This window comes from Caldicellulosiruptor morganii (assembly GCF_026810225.1).
Classification (GTDB): Bacteria; Bacillota; Thermoanaerobacteria; order Caldicellulosiruptorales; family Caldicellulosiruptoraceae; genus Caldicellulosiruptor; species Caldicellulosiruptor morganii.
This window is the reverse complement of record NZ_CP113865.1, coordinates 1,892,868-1,915,835: the sequence shown is the minus strand read 5'-3', so window position 1 is coordinate 1,915,835 and position 22,968 is coordinate 1,892,868. Positions and strand designations below refer to the sequence as shown.

The following is a 22,968-nucleotide window of genomic DNA, read 5'->3' as shown; positions in this document are numbered from 1 at the left end:
TAATGGGTGTTACAATTGTGACAGATTCGACAGCTGATTTAAGTCCCCGTATGTATGAGGAATTTGGGATCAAAATGGTGCCACTTACAGTCTACTTTGGAGAAGAAGCTTACAAAGACTGGCTGGAAATAGACCCGGTGGGTTTTTACCAGAAATTAAAGAGTGTGAGTGAACTTCCGCGTACTTCACAGCCCGGTCCCCAGCAGTTTTTGGAGGTTTTTAAAGCTGAGCTTGAGAAGGGTAATGAAGTTGTTTCAATTCATCTTTCAGCAAAACTTTCTGGCACATATAACTCGGCTTGTATTGCACGGGACATGTTAGATAGCAGTAAGATCTTTGTGATAGATGGGAAAACTGCGTCAATTGGTACAGGGATTTTAGCGGTAATTGCAAAAAGATTGGCAGATGAAGGGAAAAGTGCGCGTGAGATTGCAGAGATTATTGAGCAAAAGACAAAGACTATAAGACATCTTTTTGCTGTTGAAACCCTGGAATACCTCAAAAAGGGCGGGCGAATTTCTCCTGCCAAGGCGACATTGGGGAATATTCTGAATATAAAGCCAATCCTTCATCTTGTTGATGGCGTTGTTGAACCGTTTGATAAGGTAAGGGGTATGAAAAGAGCTCTTCCAAGGATAATTGAAGAGGTAAAAAGTAAAAGGCTTGATCTGACAAAACAACTTTGTGGGCTTTCGTATGCAGGTAGCCTGGATGAGGCACAGGAGTATGTGGATTTGATAAAAAGTGAGCTGATGCCGGGTGAGCTTATTGTTACACAAATCGGAAGTGTTATTGGCACATATGTTGGACCAGGCACGGTTGCGTTTATATTCTTTGAGGAGTAAAATGAAAAACTCTTTGATAAAAAGCTACAGGCTTACCTGTAGCTTATTATTTATTATATTTTTGTGAAAGGATGTGGGAAGAGAGTGGTTGTTAAAGATAAAGTATTCAAGCTGCTATACAGCATTGAAAAGCCAGGAAGATATATCGGAAATGAGATAAACATGGTAGAAAAAGACCCGAATAAGGTTGATATAAGATTTGCGTTTTGTTTTCCTGACGTATATGAAATTGGTATGTCACACCTCGGGCTAAAAATTTTGTATCATCTTTTGAACCAGAGAGAGGATGTATATTGTGAACGTGCTTTTATGCCATGGATTGATATGCAAAATAGGATGCAAAAAGAGGGTATAAAACTTTTTTCTCTCGAAACATTCACAACCCTGGATGAATTTGATATAATAGGTTTTTCACTTTCATATGAAATGAGTTACACAAATGTGCTCAGGATGCTAAGACTTTCCAGAATTCCTCTTGAGAGCAAGGATAGACCAAAAGGTATGCCAGTTGTCATTGCGGGAGGACCATGTACTTATAATCCCGAGCCACTGTGGGAATTTATAGATGTGTTTATAATTGGTGAAGGAGAAGAAGTTATTTTAGAGTTTATTGATCTTTTCAAAAAATATAAATTTTCTGATATGTCAAAAGAAGAATTTTTGCTTGAATGCAGCAATATTGAGGGTTGCTATGTTCCATCGCTTTATGAGGTCAAATACAATGAAGATGGGACAATAAAAGGTATTCTACCAAAGACAGACTATGCACCTTCTAAGGTGAAAAAGAGAATTGTAAGAGACATGGACAGTGTATACTTTCCGGAGAGCATAATTACACCTTTAATTGAAGTTGTCCATGACAGAGCGGTTGTGGAGGTTTTCAGGGGATGTGGACGTGGATGCAGATTTTGCCAGGCAGGTGTGATTTACAGACCGGTGAGGTTTAGAAGTGAGGAAAAGATTATAGAGTATTCAAAAGATCTGATTGAAAATACAGGGTGCAACGAGCTTTCACTTATTTCGCTCAGTACAAGTGATTATCCAAACATAGAAAATCTGGCAAAGAATATTTTGCAATTTGCAGAAAGCAAAAAGGTGAATATTTCTCTTCCTTCTCTCAGGCTTGACTCTACATCTTTAGAGCTTCTTAAGCAGATAGAAAAGGTTAGAAAACCCACGTTGACATTTGCACCCGAAGCAGGTACACAGAGACTCAGGGATGTTATAAATAAAAATATTAAAGAAGAGGAGATATATTCCACTGTAAAGCTTGCGTTTGAAAGAGGATTTCAAAATATTAAGCTTTATTTTATGCTGGGGCTTCCCACTGAAACCGATGAAGATATTTCAGGGATATACGAAATTGCAAAAAATATCAGACAAATTTATTCCGATCTGGGTTTTAAAAAAAGAATCAGAATCACCATTTCTACCTCATTTTTTGTACCAAAACCACACACTCCATTTCAGTGGGAAGCACAGGATAGCATTGATGAGATGGAAAGAAAGATGAAGATGCTTAGAGGAAAACTCAGCAAAATAAAGGATGTTGAGTACAAGTGGCATGACTTTTATCTGAGCAAGTTAGAGGCTGTGTTGTCAAGAGGCGACAGGCGAGTATCAAGAGTTTTGAAAGAGGCAGTGGATCTTGGCTGCCAGTTTGATGACTGGAGCGAGCTTTTTGATTTTTCAAAGTGGCAGGAGGCTTTCAAAAAAGCCAATCTTGATTACAGTTTTTATTCAGACAGGAAAAGGAGCTTTGATGAGATTTTACCATGGGATATTATAGATACCGGTGTATCAAAAGAGTTTTTGATAAAAGAGTGCAATCGTGCATATGAGGCAAAACCAACACCTTCATGTTTTGAAAGATGTACTGGATGTGGGGTGGCTACTTATAAAGGAGGAATCTGTGTTGATAAAAAGGTATAGATTTTATTTTTCACGCGATCTGCCTTCATGTTTTATCTCGCACCTAGATATGGTGCGGCTTTTTGAAAGAAGTTTCAGAAGGCTGAATGTTAGACTTAAATTTACTGAAGGCTTTAACCCCCATCCAAAGATTACATTCATTTTACCGATGGCGGTTGGGCTTTGTTCACCAGAGGAGATATTTGAAGTTGATGTTGAAGAAAATCTTGATCAGAAAATAGTAGAGAACTTAAATCTGATTTTGCCAAAAGGACTTAAAGTGTTGAAACTTGAAGAAGCAATTGATAAAATACAAGTAAGTGATATGCATTATAAATGTTTGGTAGAAACTGAGGAAGATTTTTGTAAATGCTTTGAAGAGTTTATAAAAAAGAATCCAAAAATAAAGCGTGAAAAGGAAGGAAAAATAACATACAGAAACGTCTTAGATTATCTTCTGGATTGTAAATGCCGCAAAGAGGAAGATTTTACAGAGCTTAAATTTCATATTAAGCTTGTGAATGGAAGTTATATCAAACCCGAGGATATACTCAGGACATTTGCAGAGGAATATAATATTGAATATGAGATTATAAAGGTGGAAAGGGAAAAAGTAAATTATCAAAGGGTGATATAATGCAATGTGAAATTATAGTTGATGTCAGCTTTGGCGAGACGCGCGTTGCAGTGTTGGAAGACAAAGAGCTTGTTGAAATTTACGTTGAAAGGCAAGATCAACAGAGCATAGTTGGGAATATATACAAGGGCGTTGTTGAAAATATTTTACCCGGCATGGACGCTGCTTTTATAAATATCGGTCAGGACAAAAATGCCTTTCTGTACTTAGGTGATATAAACAGGCTTGAGTTTGGCGATACAGATGAGTGGTATGAGATAAAGACAAATCCACTTGCCTTGCGATGCGGTCAGGAAATAGTTGTGCAGGTAATAAAAGAGGCGCATGACCAGAAAGGTCCAAGAGTTACAACCAATATCACACTTCCGGGAAGGTATTTGGTGCTGTTGCCGAACACTGACTATACAGGAATCTCAAAAAGGATAGAGCTTGAAGAGGAAAGGACAAGACTGAAAGAGATTGCTTGCAGGCTTAAGCCAGAAGGCATGGGCATTATTGTCAGGACGGCAGCAGAAGGTAAAAGTGAAGAGGTATTGAAAAATGAACTTGAGTTTTTAAAAAACCTCTGGCAGAGGATAAAGCAAAAGAGCAAGGAAAGTGCACCTGTACTTCTGTATAAGGACTATGACCTTGTCTTTAAAGCTGTAAGAGACATGTTTACAAATCAGGTTGATAGATTTGTTATAAACGACAGAAAAAAGTACAACAAAATAATGGAATTTTTATCCGCATATGCTCCGAGTCTTAAAAGCAAAGTGGAATATTTTAACCTTGCCACCAACATATTTGAGTATTTTCAGATTGAACAGAAACTGCAAAAAGCTCTGTCAAGGCGGGTGTGGCTGAAAAGCGGTGGGTATATAGTGATAGACGAGACAGAGGCGCTGACAGCAATAGATGTAAACACTGGCAAATTTGTTGGTAAAAATGACGTGTCAGAGACAATACTCAAGACCAATCTTGAAGCGGCGGTGGAGATTGCAAGGCAGCTCAGGCTTCGTGATATAGGAGGAATTATAGTCATTGACTTTATAGATATGAAAAACACAGAACATCAAAAGCTTGTACTTGAGACTTTGAAAGATGCTTTAAAGAAAGACAAAACAAAAACTGTTGTTGTGGGAATAACTCCGCTTGGGCTTGTGGAGATGACAAGAAAGAAAGTAAGACAGAGGCTCAGCTGTACTTTGCAAACCTGCTGTCCGTACTGTGAGGGGACGGGTAAAATTCTCTCTCCGGAGACGGTTGCCTCAAAGATACTGAAAGAGATTGAGTGGTACTTTAAAAACAGGGTTGAGGAAAGGTTTTTTGTTGAATTGAATACAAAGGTGTGTGATGTTTTGAGAAAGGGTGAGGTTGATAGAATAAAGGAACTTCAGGAGAAGTACAAAAAGAAGATATATCTGAAAGCTTCTTCCAGTATCCATATGAATAAATTCACAATATGTCCTGTAAAAGATGCTGACCATTACATGGCGCTGTGCGGTGCACTTTCTGAAGGTGATGAGGTTCTGGCACTGGTTGAAGAGGAAGATAGCTTCAACTGCCAGAATGCCATTGGGTATGTTAACCAGAACAGAATAGAGTTTGACAACGCTTCTGATCTTATAGGTAAATACGTCTATGCAAAAATCGAAAAGGTATATGGTACGCAGTCAAAAGGGAAGATATTGGAGATATTTGATGAGACCAAAGAGACTGCAGAAGAGTTATAGTTTGGTTGAAAAAAGTATAAATTTTTTGGTAAAATAGAAGAGCAAAATTTTATGATGGAGGGAAGCCAATGGTTGAAGCGGGCGATTTTCGAAAAGGCTTGACAATAGAATACGACGGTCAGATATTCCAGGTGGTTGAGTTTTTGCATGTGAAACCCGGTAAAGGTGCTGCCTTTGTTAGAACAAAGTTAAAAAATATAAAGACTGGTGCAGTAATTGAAAAGACATTCAGACCTGATGAGAGAATGCCGCTTGCACATATTGAAAGAAGGGAAATGCAATATCTTTACAACGATGGTGAACTTTATTACTTTATGGACACCCAGACCTATGAGCAGATAGCACTTAACCAGGAAATGGTTGGTGATGCTTTGAAGTTTGTAAAAGAAAACATGACAGTTACAATTCTTTCACACAATGGTAGCGTTTTTGGTGTTGAACCTCCAAGATTTGTTGAACTTGAGGTAATTGACACAGAGCCAGGCTTTAAAGGTGATACACAGACGGGTGCCACAAAGCCGGCGAAGGTGGAGACAGGTGCTATTATCCAGGTGCCGCTTTTCATCAATGTTGGGGATAAGATAAAGATTGACACTTCAACAGAGGAGTACCTGTCAAGAGTTTAGATATTTAAAGAACTGCATTTTGAGTGTGTATAAACCACTTTTAATGGGTAAATATTAAGTATAGAAAAAGGTTATTTTAATTTTTAGGAGGCTAATTTTATGGAAAATTTGTATGAGAAAGTAGCATATTTAAGAGGTTTGGCGGATGGGCTTGAAGTGAGTGAGGAGTCGAAAGAAGGGAAACTTATAAGGAGTATCATTGATGTGCTGGACGAGTTTGCGGATGCTATAAATGAACTGGATGTAAAGTATGCTGACCTTGAAGATATGGTTGAGAATATCGACGAAGACTTGGAAAGGTTAGAAGATGAGGTTTATGATTATGATGATGAGGATTATGATGACTACTATGACGACGAGGATGAGGATGAAGATTTTGTTGAAGTTACCTGTCCGAATTGCAAGGTAACATTCTACTTAGAAGAAGATGAGTACTTAAATGAGGACGAGATTGAATGTCCAAATTGCAATGAAGTAATCTATATTGATGAGCTTCTTGAAGAAGACTATGATGAAGAAGAAGACGATGACCAGGATTATGAAGATGAAGACTGGGATGAAGAAGAAGATAAAGATGGCAGACAGGAGAAATAGTAAGATTTAAAATTTGAAGAAAGCCGGTGAAATAAATCTGCCGGCTTTTTGTTTATTTGTTTTTGTTGTTCAGCAGGATAATTGTTGTTTATTGACAAAAAGTTCTGGCCTGATAGTGTTTAAAATGTATAATAATAAGATTGTCAAATTATTGACATTGCCGGGTAGATTGGATATAATCAAACTTAAATAATTATTCAGTTTTGTTGAAAGGGGTAGAATGGTAAATATGAGAAAACCAAAGCTTTTAATGACGCCTGGTCCAACTCCACTTCCACCGGAAGTAATATCTGCCATGTCACAGCAGATTATTCATCATCGAACAAAAGAATTTGGCGAGATTTTCTCAAGGGTGAATGAAAACCTGAAAAAGGTGTTTCAAACCAAAAACAATGTACTTACTTTTGCAGCATCGGGTACCGGTGCAATGGAAGCAAGTGCTGTCAACTTCTTTTCTGAAGGCGATACTGTTTTGGTTGTGTCAGTGGGGGTTTTTGGTGACAGGTTTATAAATATATGCAAAACATTTGGTTTGAATGTCATTGAGAAAAAATATAACTACGGCGATGTTGCAGACATAGATGAAGTAATTGGAATAATTGAAAGCAATAAGGACATAAAGGGCGTTTTCATAACTCACAACGAAACATCAACGGGTGTCACAAATCCCATAGAAAAACTTGCAAGGTATCTCAGAAATACAGACAAGATTTTAATTGTTGATGCTGTAAGTTCACTTGGTGCAATTGATTTAAAAACTGATGAATGGGGAGTTGACGTTGTTGTCACAGGCTCTCAAAAAACTTTAATGTCACCGCCCGGTCTTGCTTTTGTTTCTGTATCTGACAGGGCATGGGAGTTTTACAAAACTTCAAAGTTGAGAAAATTCTACTGGGACTTCAAAAAGTACCAGGACAATCTTTTAAAAGAGAGCCAGGATACCCCATTTACTCCTGCAGTGACATTAATAAGAGCTGTTGATGCCGGACTTAAGCTCATACTTGACTACGGGCTTGAAAACAACTTCAAAAGACATAAAAAGCTTGCACATCTTACACAGCTTGCCGCTGAAAAGCTAAATTTAGAACTTCTACCCAAGAAAGAGTACTCCTCTGCTGTCATCACTGCAATCAGGTCTCCAGAGGGTGTTGACATAGAAAAGGTAAGAAAGATAATGAATCAAAAATATGATATAATGGTAACAGGAGGGCAGGCATCGCTTAAAGGCAAGATTATAAGAATTGGTCATATGGGATATGTTGACGAGTTTGACCTTCTTAAAACAATAGAGTGTTTTGAGCTTGCACTTTTGGAGTGCGGATATAAGAATTTTGAAGTTGGAGAGGCGACAAAAGCGGTGCTTCAGGAAATTGCCAAGGAGGTAGAATAGTCATTATGAAAGTGCTTGTAACAGAAAGGATTGCAAAAGAGGGTATAGAGATTTTAAAAGATGAAGGGATTGAAGTTGATGAAAAAGTGGGGCTTTCACACCAGGAGATTTGCAATATTATAGGTGATTATGATGCATTGATTGTCAGAAGCGCTACAAAAGTAAATGAAGAAATGATAAAATGTGGCAGGAACCTGAAAGTGATTGCAAGAGCAGGTGTTGGGATTGACAATGTGGATGTTGAGGCTGCAACAAAACAGGGTATAATTGTGGTCAATGCACCTGATGGTAATATTATGGCAGCCGCAGAACTCACAATTGGTCTGATATTCAGTATATTCAGGTACATTCCACAGGCGTATATGTCCTGCAAACAGGGAGATTTCAGAAGGAACAAGTTCAAGGGTGTAGAGCTTTACGAAAAGACAGCGGGCATAATTGGTTTTGGCAAGATTGGAGCGCTTGTTGCTGAAAGGCTAAAAGCCTGCGGAATGAGAGTTATTGCATACGACCCCTACGTCTCTGATGAGAAGTTCAGAAAATATGGTGTGGAAAAAGTTGACTTTGAAACTCTCTTGAAAGAGTCTGATCTCATCACCATTCACACACCCAAAACAGCCGAAACCTACAATCTAATTTCAGAAAAAGAATTCAGGAAGATGAAAAAAGGGGTTAGAATAGTAAACTGTGCACGCGGTGGAGTTATTAATGAGAAAGACCTTTACAATGCCATAAAAGAGGGTATTGTTGCAGCAGCAGCACTTGATGTTCTGGAAAAGGAGCCTAACTTTGAACTTGAAAAGCAAGACTACCACAATCCTCTTTTGGAACTTGACAATGTTGTAATTACACCTCACTTAGGAGCATCAACTCAGGAGGCGCAGGTAAATGTTGCTGTGTCTGTTGCAAAAGAGGTTGCAGCAGTTTTGAAAGGCGGTATTGCCAAAAATGCTGTTAACCTTCCTGCTTTTGAAAAAGAGAAGCTTGATGAGATTTTACCTTACTTGGAGCTTGCTGAGGCGATGGGCAAGATCTTTATTCAGGCAGAAAGAGCATTTGCAAAGAAAATAGAGATTGTATATAGCGGGCAGATAGATGAAAAGATGACAACATGGCTTACACGTGCACTTTTAAAAGGTTATCTTGAGTTTTCTGTTCAAGACACGGTAAATTATGTGAATTCCCAGGTTTTAGCCCAGGAACAGGGCATTGAGGTAATTGAGAGCAGGACGCAGGAAAGTGGAAAGTTCAAGAATATGATAACTGCAAGGTTTACAACAGATGAAAAAGTTTTAGAACTTGCAGGGACTGTTTACAACAATGAGGGAAGGATTATAGATTTCTTTGGATACAAAGTTGACTTCAAGCCAGAAAAATACATGCTGCTTATTCAAAACATTGACAAGCCGGGTATGATAGGCAGAATTGGTACAATTGTTGGAGAGTACGGAATTAACATTGCCACAATGCAGGTTTCACGCAATAAAAAAGGCGAGAAGGCTGTTATGGTATGTGAGATTGATGGTGCTTTGCCAGATGAGGCTTTAGAAAAGCTCAAAGCTATAGATGGCATTTTGAGAGTCACAATGGCAAAGTTATAAAATTGCTGCTACAGTGAAAACTTGAAAAGAAAGGGTTTTGTAAGAGATGGCAAATATCAGGTCATTTAGGGGTTTGAGATATTCAGACAGGGTCAGGTTAGATGACTGTATCTGTCCGCCTTATGATATAATCTCGGATAGCGAGAGAGATCAGCTTTATGAAAAGAGCGAGTACAACATTATAAGGGTAGAATATGGGAAAGAATTTGAGGGTGACAATGTTCAGAACAACAAGTTCACACGTGCCAGAAAGTATCTGGATGAGTGGATTGAAAAAGGGATTTTGAGGTTTGATGAAAAAGAGAGTGTGTATGTAATTGAGCAGGAATTTGAAGTAGAAGGAAGGCAGTACAAGAGAACGGGTTTGATAGCTTTGCTTGAACTTGTTGGCTTTGAAGAAGGAATTGTTATTCCTCACGAGTTTACACTTTCCAAACCAAAGCAGGAAAGACTCAATCTTCTCAGACACACACGTGCAAACATAAGCAGCATTTTTGGACTTTATGAGGACAAAGACTTCGAGGTAAAGCGAATGCTTGACGGTATCAAAGCGAAAAAGGAAGACATAAGTTACAATGGGATTGGTACATTTGAAAGAATGTGGATTGTATCAGATGATGGTATAATAGAAGCTCTCAGGAAAATCTTTGCAGACAGGAAGATCTTTATAGCAGATGGTCACCACAGGTATGAGACAGCTCTGGAGTATAAAAAAGAAATGATGCAGAAAGAAAACTACAATAAAGATGCAGATTATAATTATATAATGATAACATTGACGGCACTTGAAGATGAAGGAATAGTCATCCTTCCAACACACAGAGTTGTTCTTTCAGCAGATGTTGAAGAGAATATTTTTGTTAAAAGGTTAAAAGAAAATTTTGATATAGAAAAAGGTGATTATGAGGCTTTAAAGGAAAAGCTTGCAGCATACAAAAAGTATGCGTTTGTGGTTTATACTTACAACAAAAACTTCTATTTAATAAAACTGAAAGACCCTGAAAAGGCTCTGCAAAATATTGAGGGGAGCAAAGCATATAAGAACCTTGATGTTGTTGTTTTGCAAAAGCTTGTGTTAAATGAAATATTGAATATTTCTGACGAAGATATATTGCATCAGAGAAATCTTAAATACACAAAGTCAGATAGAGAATTGATTAATATGGTGGATGGTGGCGGAAAATATGGATTTATATTAAATCCTACACTTGTTGAAGAGTTAAAAGAAGTGTCATTGAGTGGCGAAAAGATGCCTCAAAAGTCCACATACTTCTATCCAAAGCTTATGACCGGCAATGTGATATTTGTACATCAAAGTTAGATAAATTATGAATCACAGTGTTTTTAAATAAAATCTAAATGTCAGGTTTGGGTATTGATGCTTTTTGAAGCATGAATATCCAAACCGTTTTTTATTAACTTTTTACTAACCTACAATTTAAAGAGAAAGGGGTAATATTTGCAGGATGGTTAAGCTGGTTGCAACAGACCTTGATGATACTCTTCTTTCAAAGGACTTAAAAATTGCCGAGAAAAATCTCAGAGCTATTGAATTTTTAAAACAAAAAGGAGTGATTTTAATATTAGCATCGGGCAGACCCTATCCTTCTGTGAAGAAGATTGCATATGATCTTGGCAATCTTAACCCCATGATTACTTACCAGGGTGCTTTGATATATGACCCCGGAACTGACAGGAAGCTATATGGATTTGAGATACAACCCGATGATGCAAAGAAGCTCATAAAACTTGCAAAGCAGGAGAATATTCATGTTCACATATACATTGACAATGTGTGGTATGTTGAGGTTTTCAATGAAAAGGTAGAATATTACAGAAACTTAACAGGACTTGAGCCTGTAAAGGTGGATGATTTACATGATTTTGTAAACAAAAGTGTCACAAAGGTTTTGTTCTTTGATGAACACCAGAGGTTGAAAAGAATCAAAGACAATCTTCCTTCAGAATTTTTAAAGAAGTTCAACATTATGTTTTCCAAACCTTTTTTCCTGGAGTTTACTGATGTGAATGCTTCCAAGGGCAATGCTTTGAGGTTTTTAGCCGGCTATTATAACATTAAAAGAGAAGAGGTTATGGCCATTGGCGATGGTGACAATGACATTTCAATGATTGAGTATGCAGGTGTTGGGGTTGCGGTTGAGAATGCTACAGAAAAGCTAAAACAGGTGGCCGACTTTGTAACTTTGAGCTGTGATGATGGCGGCTTTGCACATGCTATTGAAAGAGTATTCAATGTTGAGTTTTAAAAATTTCCTGCATATAATAGCATAAAGAAAAGAAAATCTTATAAGTTAGTGAGAAAACGAGGGCTAATTTTAAAATTTGAAGGAAAATGATATTTTTTAAAAAAATATATTGACTTTTAAGACAAATTTGCTAAAATAGATTCTGTCACTTGAAGAAAGTAAATTCCAAGAAGGAGGTAGAGAAGATGCACGCATTGGGCAGACACATTATTGCAGAGCTATACGGTTGTGATAGGGACATTCTCAACAACCGCGAGCTGATTGAAAAGATAATGGTAGAGTCAGCGCTCAAAGCAGGAGCAGAGGTAAGAGAGGTAGCGTTTCACAAATTTTCACCACAGGGTGTTAGTGGTGTTGTGGTAATTTCGGAGTCACATTTGACAATCCATACATGGCCAGAGCTTGGATATGCGGCTGTGGATGTTTTCACATGTGGTGATAGGGTTGACCCATGGCAGGCTTGCAATTACATCACAGAGATGCTCAAAGCAAGCCATATGACAACTACAGAGATGAAAAGAGGTTTGTTTGAGCAACCTGTCAAGGTAGCAAACCTGTAATAATACCTCCTTTTTGTTGATGGTATAGAAGGTTGTGTTAAAGTTTTGAAGGGATGTGGAACTGGGAACTCTATAAGGAGGATATGCCTTTTTAAATTGTATTACATTTTGAGGTTTTTGATGTATGAAAGAATACAAAAAGGGAAAAATATTTAACAGAAAGACCCCCTTTACTTAATAAAATATTTTGGTGCACAGAGAAGACTTTCTGTGCACCAATTTTTTTGGATTTACTAAACTTTGATTCTAGTGTAAAAACTCAATTTTAGAATCTGCTTTTCTGTATTTTGAAAATTTATTCAGGTAAATTGTGGTAATTTATGCCCATGATAACAAAAATCCAGTCTAAAATCTGCCGAGAAAAACTTATGTATTACCTCTATAATACGTTATTACCATTTATTGTACCAATACGGGCGCACTTCCCCCCTGGCTCTCTCCAATAGCTTTTTTAGCTCGCTCCAACATGTATCTTGCAAAACGCTTAAAATTCTGGGCCAATACCTTTAAACCTACGTTTACTCTACATTTTACAAGTCCCCTTACTCGAAGTTTCGAAAGACCATGACCCCTCTTCAAGGCTGAATTAGTACCTTCTATTGCTGCTCTTTTGCTCTTGTTTTCCTCACACCTGCATTCTATCTTTTCCCGTTGTTTGGTTGCTTCTATCGATTTTAGATTTACCCTCACCACATAATCTTTTTTCTGCTCTTTGCAATAACATTGATTTTTTAATTCACACTTTGCACAGGCTTCTTTTGGAAAATGGGCTACCGTCTGCCCTTTCTTAACACTTGCATGAATGGGTATTATTCCCCTTGGGCATTTTTTTATCACTTTCGTCTCTTCATCTATTTCATATTCGCTCACTGACTGTTATTGTCAATACCTTTTCCCCACTTTTGATAATATTTTTTCCCCACCTGTTTTCAAAAAAATTTAATTATCATTATCTAACTGATTTGACTCATTCTTGGAATCATCTGTTAAAGCTTTTATAGCACCCTCCCTTTGCTTCATCCTATAACTTTCACCTTTGATAACTACAAAATGACAGTGATGTACAAATCTATCTAAAATCGCTGTCGCTAAAACTGGGTCATAAAATATCCTCGGCCACTCTTCAAATACCTTGTTTGTGGTTATTATTATCGATCCTCTCTCATACCTCTTCGATATTATCTCATAAAAATCATCTACACTGCTTTGATTAAATTTCCTTAAGCCCAGCTCATCTATTATCAACAAATCCACATTAACATAGTTTTTTAGCTTTTGTTGATACGAATTATCCGCTCTTGAAATATACAACTCTTCTAACATCTCATTTGCTGTGGTAAACAAAACTCTATATCCAAGTGCTACAGCTTTTAGTCCTATTGCTATTGCAAGGTGTGTTTTTCCTGTCCCTGGCGGTCCTATGAAGGCCACATTCTCTTTCTTGCGGACAAATTCACAGGTCGCCAAATTGTATATAAACCTCTTATTAATTGAAGGCTGATAACTAAAATTGTATTCTTCTAATGTCTTGTGCCATGGAAACCTCGCTTTGCTTATCCTCTTTTGATTACTGTTTATTCTCCTGTTACTCACTTCATCATTTATCAATATCTCAAAAAACTCTTGATAAGAAAAGTTATTCTTAATAGCTTCCTCTACTCTTAAATCAAAACTCTTTATTATCCCAGATAATTTCAAATCTTTTAGTTTTCCCAACAAAAGATCATTCATCTTTGCAATTCTCCCATCTCAAGCAATTTGTTATATTCCTTGATATCCCTGTAAAGCTCTGTTGTACCCTCATTAATGTAACTCTCATCTTCATATACAGGCAAATCGCTTATCCCTTTTTCGCATATGTTCTTGACAACCTTATAACTCAATCCTGTAAAACTTAAAGCTCTTTTACACGCATTGTCCACTGCCTCCGCTCCATATCTTTCTTTCAAGGCTATTATCCCGCTTATGCTTCTGTAATCATACTTTTTAAATCCTTCTTGCTTAATAAATTCCTCAAAAAACTCCAACGCCCAATTACCAATTTCTGCCATTTTATCCCTCTGTCTTGACTATATATCCTCAATTGTTATATTCTTAGACGAGGGATAGTGTTCTTTGTTGGTTACGTATTTGCCCTTCTCATTGTTTTTGACAATTTGATGAAGGGCTATTTCTTTACCTTCAAAGAACACCCTCAAAAAACTGCCCATCTCAACTACCTCTACTTCATATCCTGCATACTCATATGGCACTGAATAATAGTTCCCTTTGTATATGAGATGACAGTTAGTAGTTACTTTATGAATTGAGCTCCTTGATATGTGGTATTCCTCAATAGGAAGAGCTATTAACTTTTCTTTCTCTTCTGAGAGGAAAACTTCTTTGGGAACTTTCTTGGTTGTGCCATGTACTCTCACATTTGCTACATCATCAAGCCAGTTTTTTAAATGCTCCCTCGCCTCATCAATATCCTTAAATTCTTCCCCAGAAAAACAGTTTTGCTTAACATACTTAACTGCCGATTCTACCTTGCCTTTATCAGTCGGTGTGTATACCCTGCATGGCTGAGGTAAAAATCCATAGTGGCTTGCAAAACTTGCATAATCCTTTTGTATTTGCGCTTCATAAAAATCAACATTCAATACACCTGCTTTTAAATTGTCTATCTTCACAACTTCTACTACTCCACCAAAATACTTAAATGCGTTCTTATGACACTGTATAAATGTTTCAACTGTCTGGTCAAATACTATCTCTGCATACATATATCTTGAATAACTTAAAACCATTGTAAATACCCATGCTTTTTTGAATTTCCCATCAACTTTTATCTTACCTATATATCCAAAATCAACTTGAGCTTCTTCTGCAGGTAGCGTTGTTAAAACCATGTACACCTTTGAATTTGCTATCTTTTGTTTTACCTTTTGGACATATCTTCTTACATTCGAGTAGCTTCCTTCAAAACCAAATTCCGCTTGTAGATCTTGATATATTTTCTTTGCTGAAAGTCCTTTGTTAACTTTTGCCTCAATGAATTGCCTGTAATTATCCAATACTGAATTTTTTGATTTTCTCTCAACTTCTCCTTTCTGTTCAATGTCTTGGATTACTTTTCTAACAGTTTTTCTATCCACGTTTAACAACCTTGCTATTTGACTTTTGTTGTATCCCTGTTTGAAAAGAGTGTAGATTGTTGTGTGCATTGCAACCCCCAACATTTTCTTATTATCTTCTCCTTCTGTAGTTTTTCCATACTTTCCATTCTACACTACAGAAGGCTTCTTTTTAAGTAGCAGGTGGGGAATTTTTGATGTCATTTCTGATGATTTTATTTTATCATTAACACACTGACATCCTAACAGGCTTCCTACCGTTTAAATCAGTAAAATGAACTTCTACACAGTTCTCTTTTGCAATTTGTACTACTTCTTTGGAGTAATAACCACCGTCTACATAGACTTCTTGACATTTTGTATTCTGTTTTACAATAGGTAGTCTCTCTTTTAAAAGCTCTACATCACTCTTTATGTTCTTTTCTACCGTATAGTCTGTTATGAGCTGAAAAGAATTTTCTTTTGCACAGGTTTCGCTAAGGTTTAAAACATATCCGCTTTCAGCTTTGTTCCCCTTCTTGCGATAAGTAGCATCCTCATCATATGCTGACTGAAGAGAATCGCTGGGTATACTTTTGCTATCTTTGGCCTTGAGCTTCTTGGTTTGTTCGTCGTAGTACGCCTGTTCCGACAAAAATCTTTCAAGGATCCTATACGCATCGGAGTTTTTTAGTTCAGAAATGTTTTCAATTGTTTCTTTTGTTTCTTGGCAAAGATTCAAGAGCATTTCCAGCCTGCTTTCGCCTTCTGAAGGCTTGGTTTTGTGTATCACTTCTGTCCTAAATTCAGGGTTGAGAACTTTTTTAGGTTCTCTGAAAGTCTGTCTTCAGGAATGGATTTTACTGCCCTGTAAAGTACATCAAAGGCAAGGGCAACTCTTCCTGCTTTTTTGATGTTTGACATGAACATGGTGGAGTCTATCCGCTGTTCTTTCATGCATATACCTGCTTCTTTGGCAAAAATCATGGTAAGATTTAAAAACTGCCCGAATATTAAGTCCTCTTGTTCAGGATGTTTTATGAGGTATTTGTATATCCTTGTTCTAAAGTCATACAAGGTTTTCTCTGAAAGGTTCATACCTCCTAATGTTCTTATTCCTACAGCATAATTTATCAGGTAATTGAAGTTGAAATTTTCGATAAGTTCATCATCAGAGTAGTTTTTAAGGTGTTTTATGTATTCCAAAGAAAGAAGTATGTTAACCGGGAAGTTAGCCCTTCCTGTATCACTGTATAAAACTGAAAAGGGTTTTTCATCGATGTTGCAGAACACGTATTTATAAAATATGGGAGCCCATGATTTTTCAAGTTTAGCCTTTATCCTTGAATCCATGAAGTTAACACTTTCAAATAATGATTGTTGGAGATGGTTGTTATTTTCTCTAAACAAGTACAACACCCCATTTGTCGTAATTTTTGCTCCTTTGATTCTAACATAATTCTATAAAAATTTGTACTACATATATTTTTATGTTTATTTATTCAATTCTAATTTTATATTTATACTTCTTCATAAAGAAAAAAGGCTTTTTACACCAGAATCAACTTTGAATTCTGAAAACTTAAAGTGTCGAAAATGAAAAAAACATGACATCAACAGCAAACTACTTTTCAAGAAACAGAGGTATTGTCCAAAGTTTTTAATTTCGTTTAACTATTAACACCTGTCAATTTCCTCTAATTGCCAAAACAAAATGGCATTTAACAATATTAAATTATACCAATAAAGTTAAATTCAGGACATTAGAATATTAATACTTCAAAAAGCAAATAATTTTCTTATTCTCTATTTTTATGTTTCCTTTTTTCAGCTTCATAAAGACTGTGTGACAATACTTTGATATAGTGCAGAGTGGAAGCTTTTCGTATTAACATAAATACAAAATAAAGATATTTACTGTCTTTCACTTCTTCACTATTTAAGTCTACTCTTGCTCTCGCATAACAGAAACTATCATATTTAACCTTGTTAAATATCTCAATTGGAAGTTGAAAATAAAGAGCAGTCGAAGCAGGGTCGATAATTAAATAACCGTTCTTTTTATCAATAATAAATCCTTCATCTTGCCATTTAAACATGTTTTCACCCAGATAAGAACGAGCAAACTCTTTAAGTAACATATTCAAATAAGAAATTTCAAAGGTCACTGGGGATTCTTTCAAAGCTTTGTTAATTTCTTTACAAGCAAGTAAAAAGACTTCATTAGGGCTCCATATTTCTATTCGTTTTCTTCTCATACCAGCACATAAACCATAAAAGGAATCAGGGAAAAATAAATTAACTGCAACTGTTTTTGCATGCGGATTGTTACTATATATATAATTTCTGAAAGCACTGTCAAAAGTATTTTTGTTAGTATATCCATACCAGTCGTAATTGCTTTCTACAGGTCTGTAATTGAACAGCTTGTCAATTAAAAATTCAAAAAGATTTTTGTTCATTCTTTTCAGAAATTTAATACTCTTTTTCTCTTCCATAATCAAATTATAAGAATAAGCAATAGCAAAAGCTTCTTCTTTCTGCCATATTCGACTACAGTTATTTATTCTGGCAAAAACATCACAGAAGTGGTAAAATTCGAAGCGAGAATAAATGGTTTTTAAAATAATATAAACAACTTGGGCAAGTTCTTTTTCTGAACTTATTGTGAAACCATTTTGGTAAACAAGTTTTAAAATTTCAAGCATTAACTGCAAAACTGCTTCAATTTTAATTCTTAAAAAACCTATCTGCTTGTCAGGAATGTAATATCCTAAAACTTTATTTACAGAACCATAATATACTTTTTGGTAAATTTCCAGCTGAGTATTTTCTATTTCTTTTTCAAGAAACTCAACATAGAACAAACCGTTATTATATTTTTTTCCAGATAAAACCTCAACATATTTTTGGAAGAAAACATCAAAAAGCATGTATTATTTATTTTCACCTCTTTCGAATATTTACATATTTTTATCATACCTTAAGTTTTAATTTGTTTCAAGCTATATTTACAAAAATAAACTGGATATGATATTATAAAATTAAAAAAATGGTGGGGTATAGAGGATGCCAAAAAGAGTAATATCTTTTGTTATGCTTTTGTCTTTTTTAATTTCAATTTTTCTTTCCTATCAAGCTTTTTCGTATTCAGATAAAGTTCTAAAAGACATTTCAATATTTGTGACAAAAGTTGAGAGGCTTGACAATAACCAGTATAAAGCAACATGGGGATATGAAAATCCGAATAAGAGTACAATAATGCTTCCGAAAGGGCACTCTAAACTATTTGGCGATATCAAAAGAGGTGACTGTATTTACAGATTTGAACCGGGGAAACATGCAACTGCTTTTTCAACATTATTTACTGGTGACAGGGTGATTTGGGAGATAAAAAACATTTCGGGAAAAGAAAAAAGGGCTATAGCTTACAAAGAGGCTGCAAATTTAGATTTTAACTCTTCTCTTATATCTATTAATTTTCAGCCGTATATAAAAGGACAAAATAATATTTTAACAGAAGGTTTTATACCAGACAGTGGTGAAGTTTTTTCAAATCAATTCGGGCTTGATTTTGGATTTGAAAAGAAGGCGAAAACCTTCAGGGATAATGCTTGCAAAGACCCTCTTGTTTGTACCGGCGTGATATTAGAACATAACAATAAATGGCAGATAAAACTTCCCAATGGAGCTTATGATGTTGTAATAAGTGTGGGGAGTGCAAATAAGGACACATGTAACACAGTTATTGTGGAAGGGCAGGAGTTCTGTTTAAATTTGAAACTCAAAAGAGGTGAATTTCAGCAGATAAAAAAGAAAGTAATTTTAAATGATGAATACCTTACACTCAGCACATCTTTTCACGGTAATTCAAAAACAGTTTTAAATTACATACAGATATTCTCAAAAAAAGTTTGTAGCATCAGCTTAGAGCCGAAGGAAATGGAAATTGAAATAGGTGAGAGTTTATATTTATTTGCTAAAGTTATTCCAGAGTGGGCGGATAATCAAGAAGTAATTTTTAGCAGCGAAAACCCTTCAATTGCCGAAGTAGACCAAAAAGGTATGGTAACAGGAGTTGCAGCCGGAACCACAAATATAATTGCACAAACTAAGGATGGAGGATATAAGGCTGTATGTAAAGTCACTGTTGTAGAGTCTGGTGTGCCATATCAGATTTCTTTTGCAAAGACTCGTTTGGATGTAGAGATTGGCAAAAGCAGAAAGATAGAATATATAATTGAACCTGTAGGGTATAAAGGCAAGATTGAGTGGATTAGCTTAAATCCTGATATTGCTGAGGTGGACTCACAGGGCAATGTAAAAGGAGTTTCAGTAGGAGAGACAAGGGTTAAGGCAAATCTGCCTGAGACAGGAAGTTTTGATGTTTGCAGGATTGTTGTCCACGACAAGTATCCTTATCCATTTGTTCTTATGGCAGACAGTGTCTATGGAGATGTTTATCTTGAATGGGATGAAGTTTGCAATGCTGAATATTATGTTGTAAAGAGAAAAGCAGAAACTGAAGAGAATTACAAAGAAATAGCAAAGACAAAAAATACAAGTTTTGTAGATACAACATGTTATGAAGATGGCAGATATTATTACGTGGTGTATGCTTACAACAGCTTTGGAGAGAGTCATTCAAACGAAGAAATAGTAGATGTTCGCAACCTCGACAGCGATTTTGATGGCATAAATGACAAGAAAGAGAGCATGCAGGGTTTGAACTCCAAAGTGCAGGATAGTGACCGAGATGGGCTTGAAGATAGTTATGAAGCAGAGCTTGGCACAAATCCACTTTCTAAGGATTCTGATAATGACGGACTGAGTGATTATTTTGAACTTGAAATTTCGAAAACAGACCCACTCATTTCTGATTCTGACAGTGATGGCATTATTGATTCCAAAGAAGATTTTGACAATGATAAGCTTGATAATTTGTCTGAAGAAAAGACTTTTACATCTCCAATTTTTGCAGACACAGATTTTGATGGAATTAGTGATTATGATGAAATATTTATCTCAAAAACAAATCCAATAAAAGTAGATACTGACGAAGATGGTTTGTTTGATAAAACAGAAGTAGATAGTGGTTTAAATCCACTTAGCAAAGACAGTGACGGCAATGGCGTGATTGATGGAGAAGAAAGTATCTACCAAGTTGTGTCAGGCGAAAGGCTAAGAAGTGTTAATCAAAATGAACAGGTTGTCTTTGGACTCAAGATAAAAGCAAAGGGTGAAATAGTCAACAGTGTTGTTGTCCAAAAAGTTTATAATTCATCCACATTTTTTGCAAATGGCTTTATAGTAGGAGAACCTGTTAAAATTGAATGTTTTGAACCGTTTGAAGTAGCCCAGCTTCAATTTAGGTTAAATGACACTGTTTTAGAGGGAGATCAGCTGAGCCATTTTGCGGTTGTGTGCTATGATACCAAAGGCGGCAAGTTTAGCTTACCAAAGGCAACATATAATGAGAGTTCAAAAACTATTACTGTTGAAACAAATCATTTCAGTGTATACTATCTTATAAATCTTAAGAAATATTTAGACATCACTGGTTTAAAAAGTGGGACTGTTTCACCTTCCGGGCAGGCTGATATTGTGTTTGTTATAGACACAACAGGTTCAATGTCAGACGAAATAGATGCTGTCAAGCAAAACATTAACAATTTTGTAGATAAGCTAAAAACAAAAGATATTAGTGTAAATTTGGGGCTTGTAACATACAAAGATATAACATGTGATGGTCCAAATTCAACAGTAGGTCATGGATTTTTCTCATCAGCAGATGACTTCAAAAATGCACTCGGCAGTATAAAAGTTGATGGTGGTGGCGATACACCTGAGACACTGATTGATGCTCTTGAAACTGCAAGGTTGCTTGGCTTTAGAGAAAACAGCACAAAATTCATAGTTGTTTTAACAGATGCCAACTATAAGCTTGAGAACAGGTTTGGAATAAAGTCAGCAGATGAGATAATAGAAAGACTCAAAAGTGATAATATTATTGTTTCAGTTGTAAGTCCTACGTCGTTTGAAGAATTGTATTTTGCTTTTTCCAGCCAAACAAAAGGTATTTTTGCAGACATCTATTCTGACTTTTCTTCAACACTTGAAAAGTTAATTGATTTAGCAAACCAATATGTCAATGATGGCAGCTGGATTGTTTTGTCCAATCTGGATATAATCAAACTTAAAAAAGCTCCAGATTTAAACGACAGTGTTACCGACACTGATGGAGATGGACTTACTGACTCTGAGGAGCTAAAGAACTCCCAGAAAATAACACTGGAACTTCCATGGGGTGGATTGCTGGAAAATTTAGAAATTTGGGATTTTGTAAGCTATCCTACCAAAGTTGATAGTGATGAGGATGGACTTTCAGATTACGATGAGGTACTTAAATACAAAACATCTCCTATCGATTATGATACCGACTGCGACCTTTTGAGCGATCTTGAGGAAATAGAAGCAGGGACAAATCCGGTTGTTGTTGATAGCGATGAAGATGGTTTGAGTGATAGTGTTGAGTTTTATCTATTTCCTGGTGATGAAGCTTTTGATCCTAACACTGAAACAACTTTGTGGGGATGTGACTATGAAGAAGCACTCCTCTATTTAAGAGAAGAGCTTCCGCTTTATGTGAAAAGAAACACAGTTGAGGATGTAATCTTAACAACAACATACTCTCTTTACAAAAAGCAGCAAACTTTAAATAATTCCAGAAAAAGAAGCAAAGTTACAATGTTGAATAAAAACATAGTTTTTTGCTCAAGAAATGATGAAAAACTTCTGATTGAACCGGATGAAGAGTTAATAATTTGTGAGGGCTCAACTATTTATGTTAACAGCAAATACCCTGAATTGTTTAAAGTTTACGGCTCTTTAAAAATAGGTGGACCTAACAAAAAAACTTATGTGAAAATAGGAAATCCAAATAATTCATCAAAGTCCAATACACTCAAAGCAATTAGAGAATATACTTCAAGAATGACCATTTTTGCGGTAGTAGCCCCAATGGAGTGTGGTAACCAACCCAGATGCGAAATTACGAATATAGAGCTTTCTTCATTTGCGGGTTTTTTAAGCATAGGACACAAGGGATATGTTAAGATAGATGGTTGCACACTTAAGAATGTGAAGACGGGTGTATATGTAAGCCCGGTTTGTTCTCCGCAGGGTTCCCAGCTTTTGATTTCAAATACCACATTCCATAGCTGCTCAACAGCCGGGCTGTGGCTTTGCGCAAATATCAAACCTGTCAGGATAAATAAGAGCATATTTTATAGTGCCCCTGTTATAGTTGACAGCAAGGATGCAAATTTGAGGTTTGATGAATGTATATTCGAAAACTGCAATAACAGCAAAGATGAACCGGCATTTAGAACACTGCAAAGAGGCTCAAAAAACATTCTATTTTTATCCTGTGCATTTAGAAACAATAGCATTGGAATACATGCTTATTATCACAAAACAATAGTATTTATAAATGATTGTGTATTTGAAGGGCACAAATATTGCTCAATTTTACGCCAAGTAAATCCTAAGGTTATTGTAGATAGACATACACGGTTTTTAGAAACATAGAGCCTATCGTAAAATTTGAGGGAGCATCAACAAGCGAAACTCTATTTTCAGCTATTTTAGGATTATTAGATCCTTGTGGTATTAAAGATATCATAGAAATATTAGCAGGCGAAGACATCATAACTGGCGAAGAGATT

17 protein-coding genes and 1 pseudogene are annotated in these 22,968 nt (G+C 36.2%); 12 read left to right on the top strand and 6 right to left on the bottom strand.

Annotation, left to right across the window (positions count from 1 at the left end; all coding sequences use genetic code 11):
• Positions 1-2: 2 nt before the first annotated feature.
• The 11 genes from OTK00_RS09565 to speD all read left to right on the top strand — a co-directional run bounded on the left by OTK00_RS09565 (position 3) and on the right by speD (position 12,146).
• Entirely contained in the window at positions 3-845 is an 843-nt protein-coding gene (locus tag OTK00_RS09565) for a DegV family protein (RefSeq protein WP_045169027.1), read from the top strand.
• 84 nt (positions 846-929) lie between these two features.
• The gene (locus tag OTK00_RS09560) at positions 930-2,777 is read left to right on the top strand and encodes a TIGR03960 family B12-binding radical SAM protein (RefSeq protein WP_045169028.1); all 1,848 of its coding nucleotides are present in this window, start codon (positions 930-932) and stop codon (positions 2,775-2,777) included.
• A complete protein-coding gene (locus OTK00_RS09555; RefSeq protein WP_045169029.1) occupies positions 2,758-3,393 on the top strand; it encodes a TIGR03936 family radical SAM-associated protein in 636 nt (211 codons plus the stop codon). The genes OTK00_RS09560 and OTK00_RS09555 overlap by 20 nt, the downstream gene beginning before the upstream one ends.
• Positions 3,393-5,108 (top strand): Rne/Rng family ribonuclease, encoded by a 1,716-nt coding sequence (locus OTK00_RS09550; RefSeq protein WP_045169030.1) that lies wholly within the window; start codon positions 3,393-3,395, stop codon positions 5,106-5,108. The genes OTK00_RS09555 and OTK00_RS09550 overlap by 1 nt, the downstream gene beginning before the upstream one ends.
• Before the next feature lie 68 nt (positions 5,109-5,176).
• Positions 5,177-5,734 carry an elongation factor P gene (efp, locus tag OTK00_RS09545; RefSeq protein ID WP_045169031.1) on the top strand — a complete coding sequence of 186 codons (558 nt, stop codon included), beginning with the start codon at positions 5,177-5,179 and terminating at the stop codon, positions 5,732-5,734.
• Between the two features lie 99 nt (positions 5,735-5,833).
• Positions 5,834-6,328: a CD1247 N-terminal domain-containing protein gene (locus OTK00_RS09540; RefSeq protein WP_045169032.1), complete on the top strand. Its 495-nt coding sequence runs from the start codon at positions 5,834-5,836 to the stop codon at positions 6,326-6,328.
• Positions 6,329-6,557: 229 nt separating this feature from the next.
• Positions 6,558-7,718, top strand: coding sequence for a pyridoxal-phosphate-dependent aminotransferase family protein (locus OTK00_RS09535; RefSeq protein ID WP_045169034.1), 1,161 nt, complete (start codon positions 6,558-6,560; stop codon positions 7,716-7,718).
• A gap of 5 nt (positions 7,719-7,723) precedes the next feature.
• Positions 7,724-9,319, top strand: coding sequence for a phosphoglycerate dehydrogenase (gene serA, locus OTK00_RS09530; RefSeq protein ID WP_045169035.1), 1,596 nt, complete (start codon positions 7,724-7,726; stop codon positions 9,317-9,319).
• Positions 9,320-9,365: 46 nt separating this feature from the next.
• Complete coding sequence (locus OTK00_RS09525) at positions 9,366-10,640, top strand: DUF1015 domain-containing protein (protein WP_045169036.1); 1,275 nt, start codon at positions 9,366-9,368, stop codon at positions 10,638-10,640.
• 145 nt (positions 10,641-10,785) lie between these two features.
• Positions 10,786-11,586, top strand: a complete 801-nt coding sequence (locus OTK00_RS09520) for a Cof-type HAD-IIB family hydrolase (RefSeq protein ID WP_045169037.1) — start codon at positions 10,786-10,788, stop codon at positions 11,584-11,586.
• Between the two features lie 185 nt (positions 11,587-11,771).
• Entirely contained in the window at positions 11,772-12,146 is a 375-nt protein-coding gene (gene speD / locus OTK00_RS09515; protein WP_045169038.1) for an adenosylmethionine decarboxylase, read from the top strand.
• A gap of 399 nt (positions 12,147-12,545) precedes the next feature.
• Here the strand turns inward: speD and OTK00_RS09510 are convergent, their stop codons facing one another.
• The 6 genes and pseudogenes from OTK00_RS09510 to OTK00_RS09485 all read right to left on the bottom strand — a co-directional run bounded on the left by OTK00_RS09510 (position 12,546) and on the right by OTK00_RS09485 (position 18,174).
• Entirely contained in the window at positions 12,546-13,016 is a 471-nt protein-coding gene (locus OTK00_RS09510) for a transposase (RefSeq protein ID WP_045169039.1), read from the bottom strand.
• A gap of 69 nt (positions 13,017-13,085) precedes the next feature.
• Positions 13,086-13,877, bottom strand: coding sequence for an IS21-like element ISCsa9 family helper ATPase IstB (gene istB, locus OTK00_RS09505; RefSeq protein ID WP_014041925.1), 792 nt, complete (start codon positions 13,875-13,877; stop codon positions 13,086-13,088).
• Positions 13,874-15,352 (bottom strand): annotated as a pseudogene (istA, locus tag OTK00_RS09500) (IS21 family transposase). The gene istB and the pseudogene istA overlap by 4 nt, the downstream one beginning before the upstream one ends.
• 136 nt (positions 15,353-15,488) lie before the next feature.
• Positions 15,489-16,034: a hypothetical protein gene (locus OTK00_RS09495; protein ID WP_268760777.1), complete on the bottom strand. Its 546-nt coding sequence runs from the start codon at positions 16,032-16,034 to the stop codon at positions 15,489-15,491.
• Positions 16,031-16,594, bottom strand: coding sequence for a transposase (locus tag OTK00_RS09490; protein ID WP_241765460.1), 564 nt, complete (start codon positions 16,592-16,594; stop codon positions 16,031-16,033). The genes OTK00_RS09495 and OTK00_RS09490 overlap by 4 nt, the downstream gene beginning before the upstream one ends.
• 446 nt (positions 16,595-17,040) lie before the next feature.
• Complete coding sequence (locus OTK00_RS09485; protein WP_014043029.1) at positions 17,041-18,174, bottom strand: hypothetical protein; 1,134 nt, start codon at positions 18,172-18,174, stop codon at positions 17,041-17,043.
• A gap of 136 nt (positions 18,175-18,310) precedes the next feature.
• Between OTK00_RS09485 and OTK00_RS09480 the strand changes: the two genes are divergently transcribed.
• The gene (locus OTK00_RS09480; protein ID WP_268760776.1) at positions 18,311-22,831 is read left to right on the top strand and encodes an Ig-like domain-containing protein; all 4,521 of its coding nucleotides are present in this window, start codon (positions 18,311-18,313) and stop codon (positions 22,829-22,831) included.
• Positions 22,832-22,968 lie beyond the last annotated feature (137 nt).

Coding starts and splice junctions, on each gene's coding strand:
- OTK00_RS09490 (WP_241765460.1), bottom strand. CDS start 16,594: ATGGATTCAAGGATAAAGGCTAAACTTGAAAAATCATGGGCTCCCATA.
- istB (WP_014041925.1), bottom strand. CDS start 13,877: ATGAATGATCTTTTGTTGGGAAAACTAAAAGATTTGAAATTATCTGGG.
- efp (WP_045169031.1), top strand. CDS start 5,177: ATGGTTGAAGCGGGCGATTTTCGAAAAGGCTTGACAATAGAATACGAC.
- OTK00_RS09540 (WP_045169032.1), top strand. CDS start 5,834: ATGGAAAATTTGTATGAGAAAGTAGCATATTTAAGAGGTTTGGCGGAT.
- serA (WP_045169035.1), top strand. CDS start 7,724: ATGAAAGTGCTTGTAACAGAAAGGATTGCAAAAGAGGGTATAGAGATT.
- OTK00_RS09480 (WP_268760776.1), top strand. CDS start 18,311: ATGCCAAAAAGAGTAATATCTTTTGTTATGCTTTTGTCTTTTTTAATT.
- OTK00_RS09520 (WP_045169037.1), top strand. CDS start 10,786: ATGGTTAAGCTGGTTGCAACAGACCTTGATGATACTCTTCTTTCAAAG.
- OTK00_RS09485 (WP_014043029.1), bottom strand. CDS start 18,174: ATGCTTTTTGATGTTTTCTTCCAAAAATATGTTGAGGTTTTATCTGGA.
- OTK00_RS09550 (WP_045169030.1), top strand. CDS start 3,393: ATGCAATGTGAAATTATAGTTGATGTCAGCTTTGGCGAGACGCGCGTT.
- OTK00_RS09535 (WP_045169034.1), top strand. CDS start 6,558: ATGAGAAAACCAAAGCTTTTAATGACGCCTGGTCCAACTCCACTTCCA.
- speD (WP_045169038.1), top strand. CDS start 11,772: ATGCACGCATTGGGCAGACACATTATTGCAGAGCTATACGGTTGTGAT.
- OTK00_RS09525 (WP_045169036.1), top strand. CDS start 9,366: ATGGCAAATATCAGGTCATTTAGGGGTTTGAGATATTCAGACAGGGTC.
- OTK00_RS09565 (WP_045169027.1), top strand. CDS start 3: ATGGGTGTTACAATTGTGACAGATTCGACAGCTGATTTAAGTCCCCGT.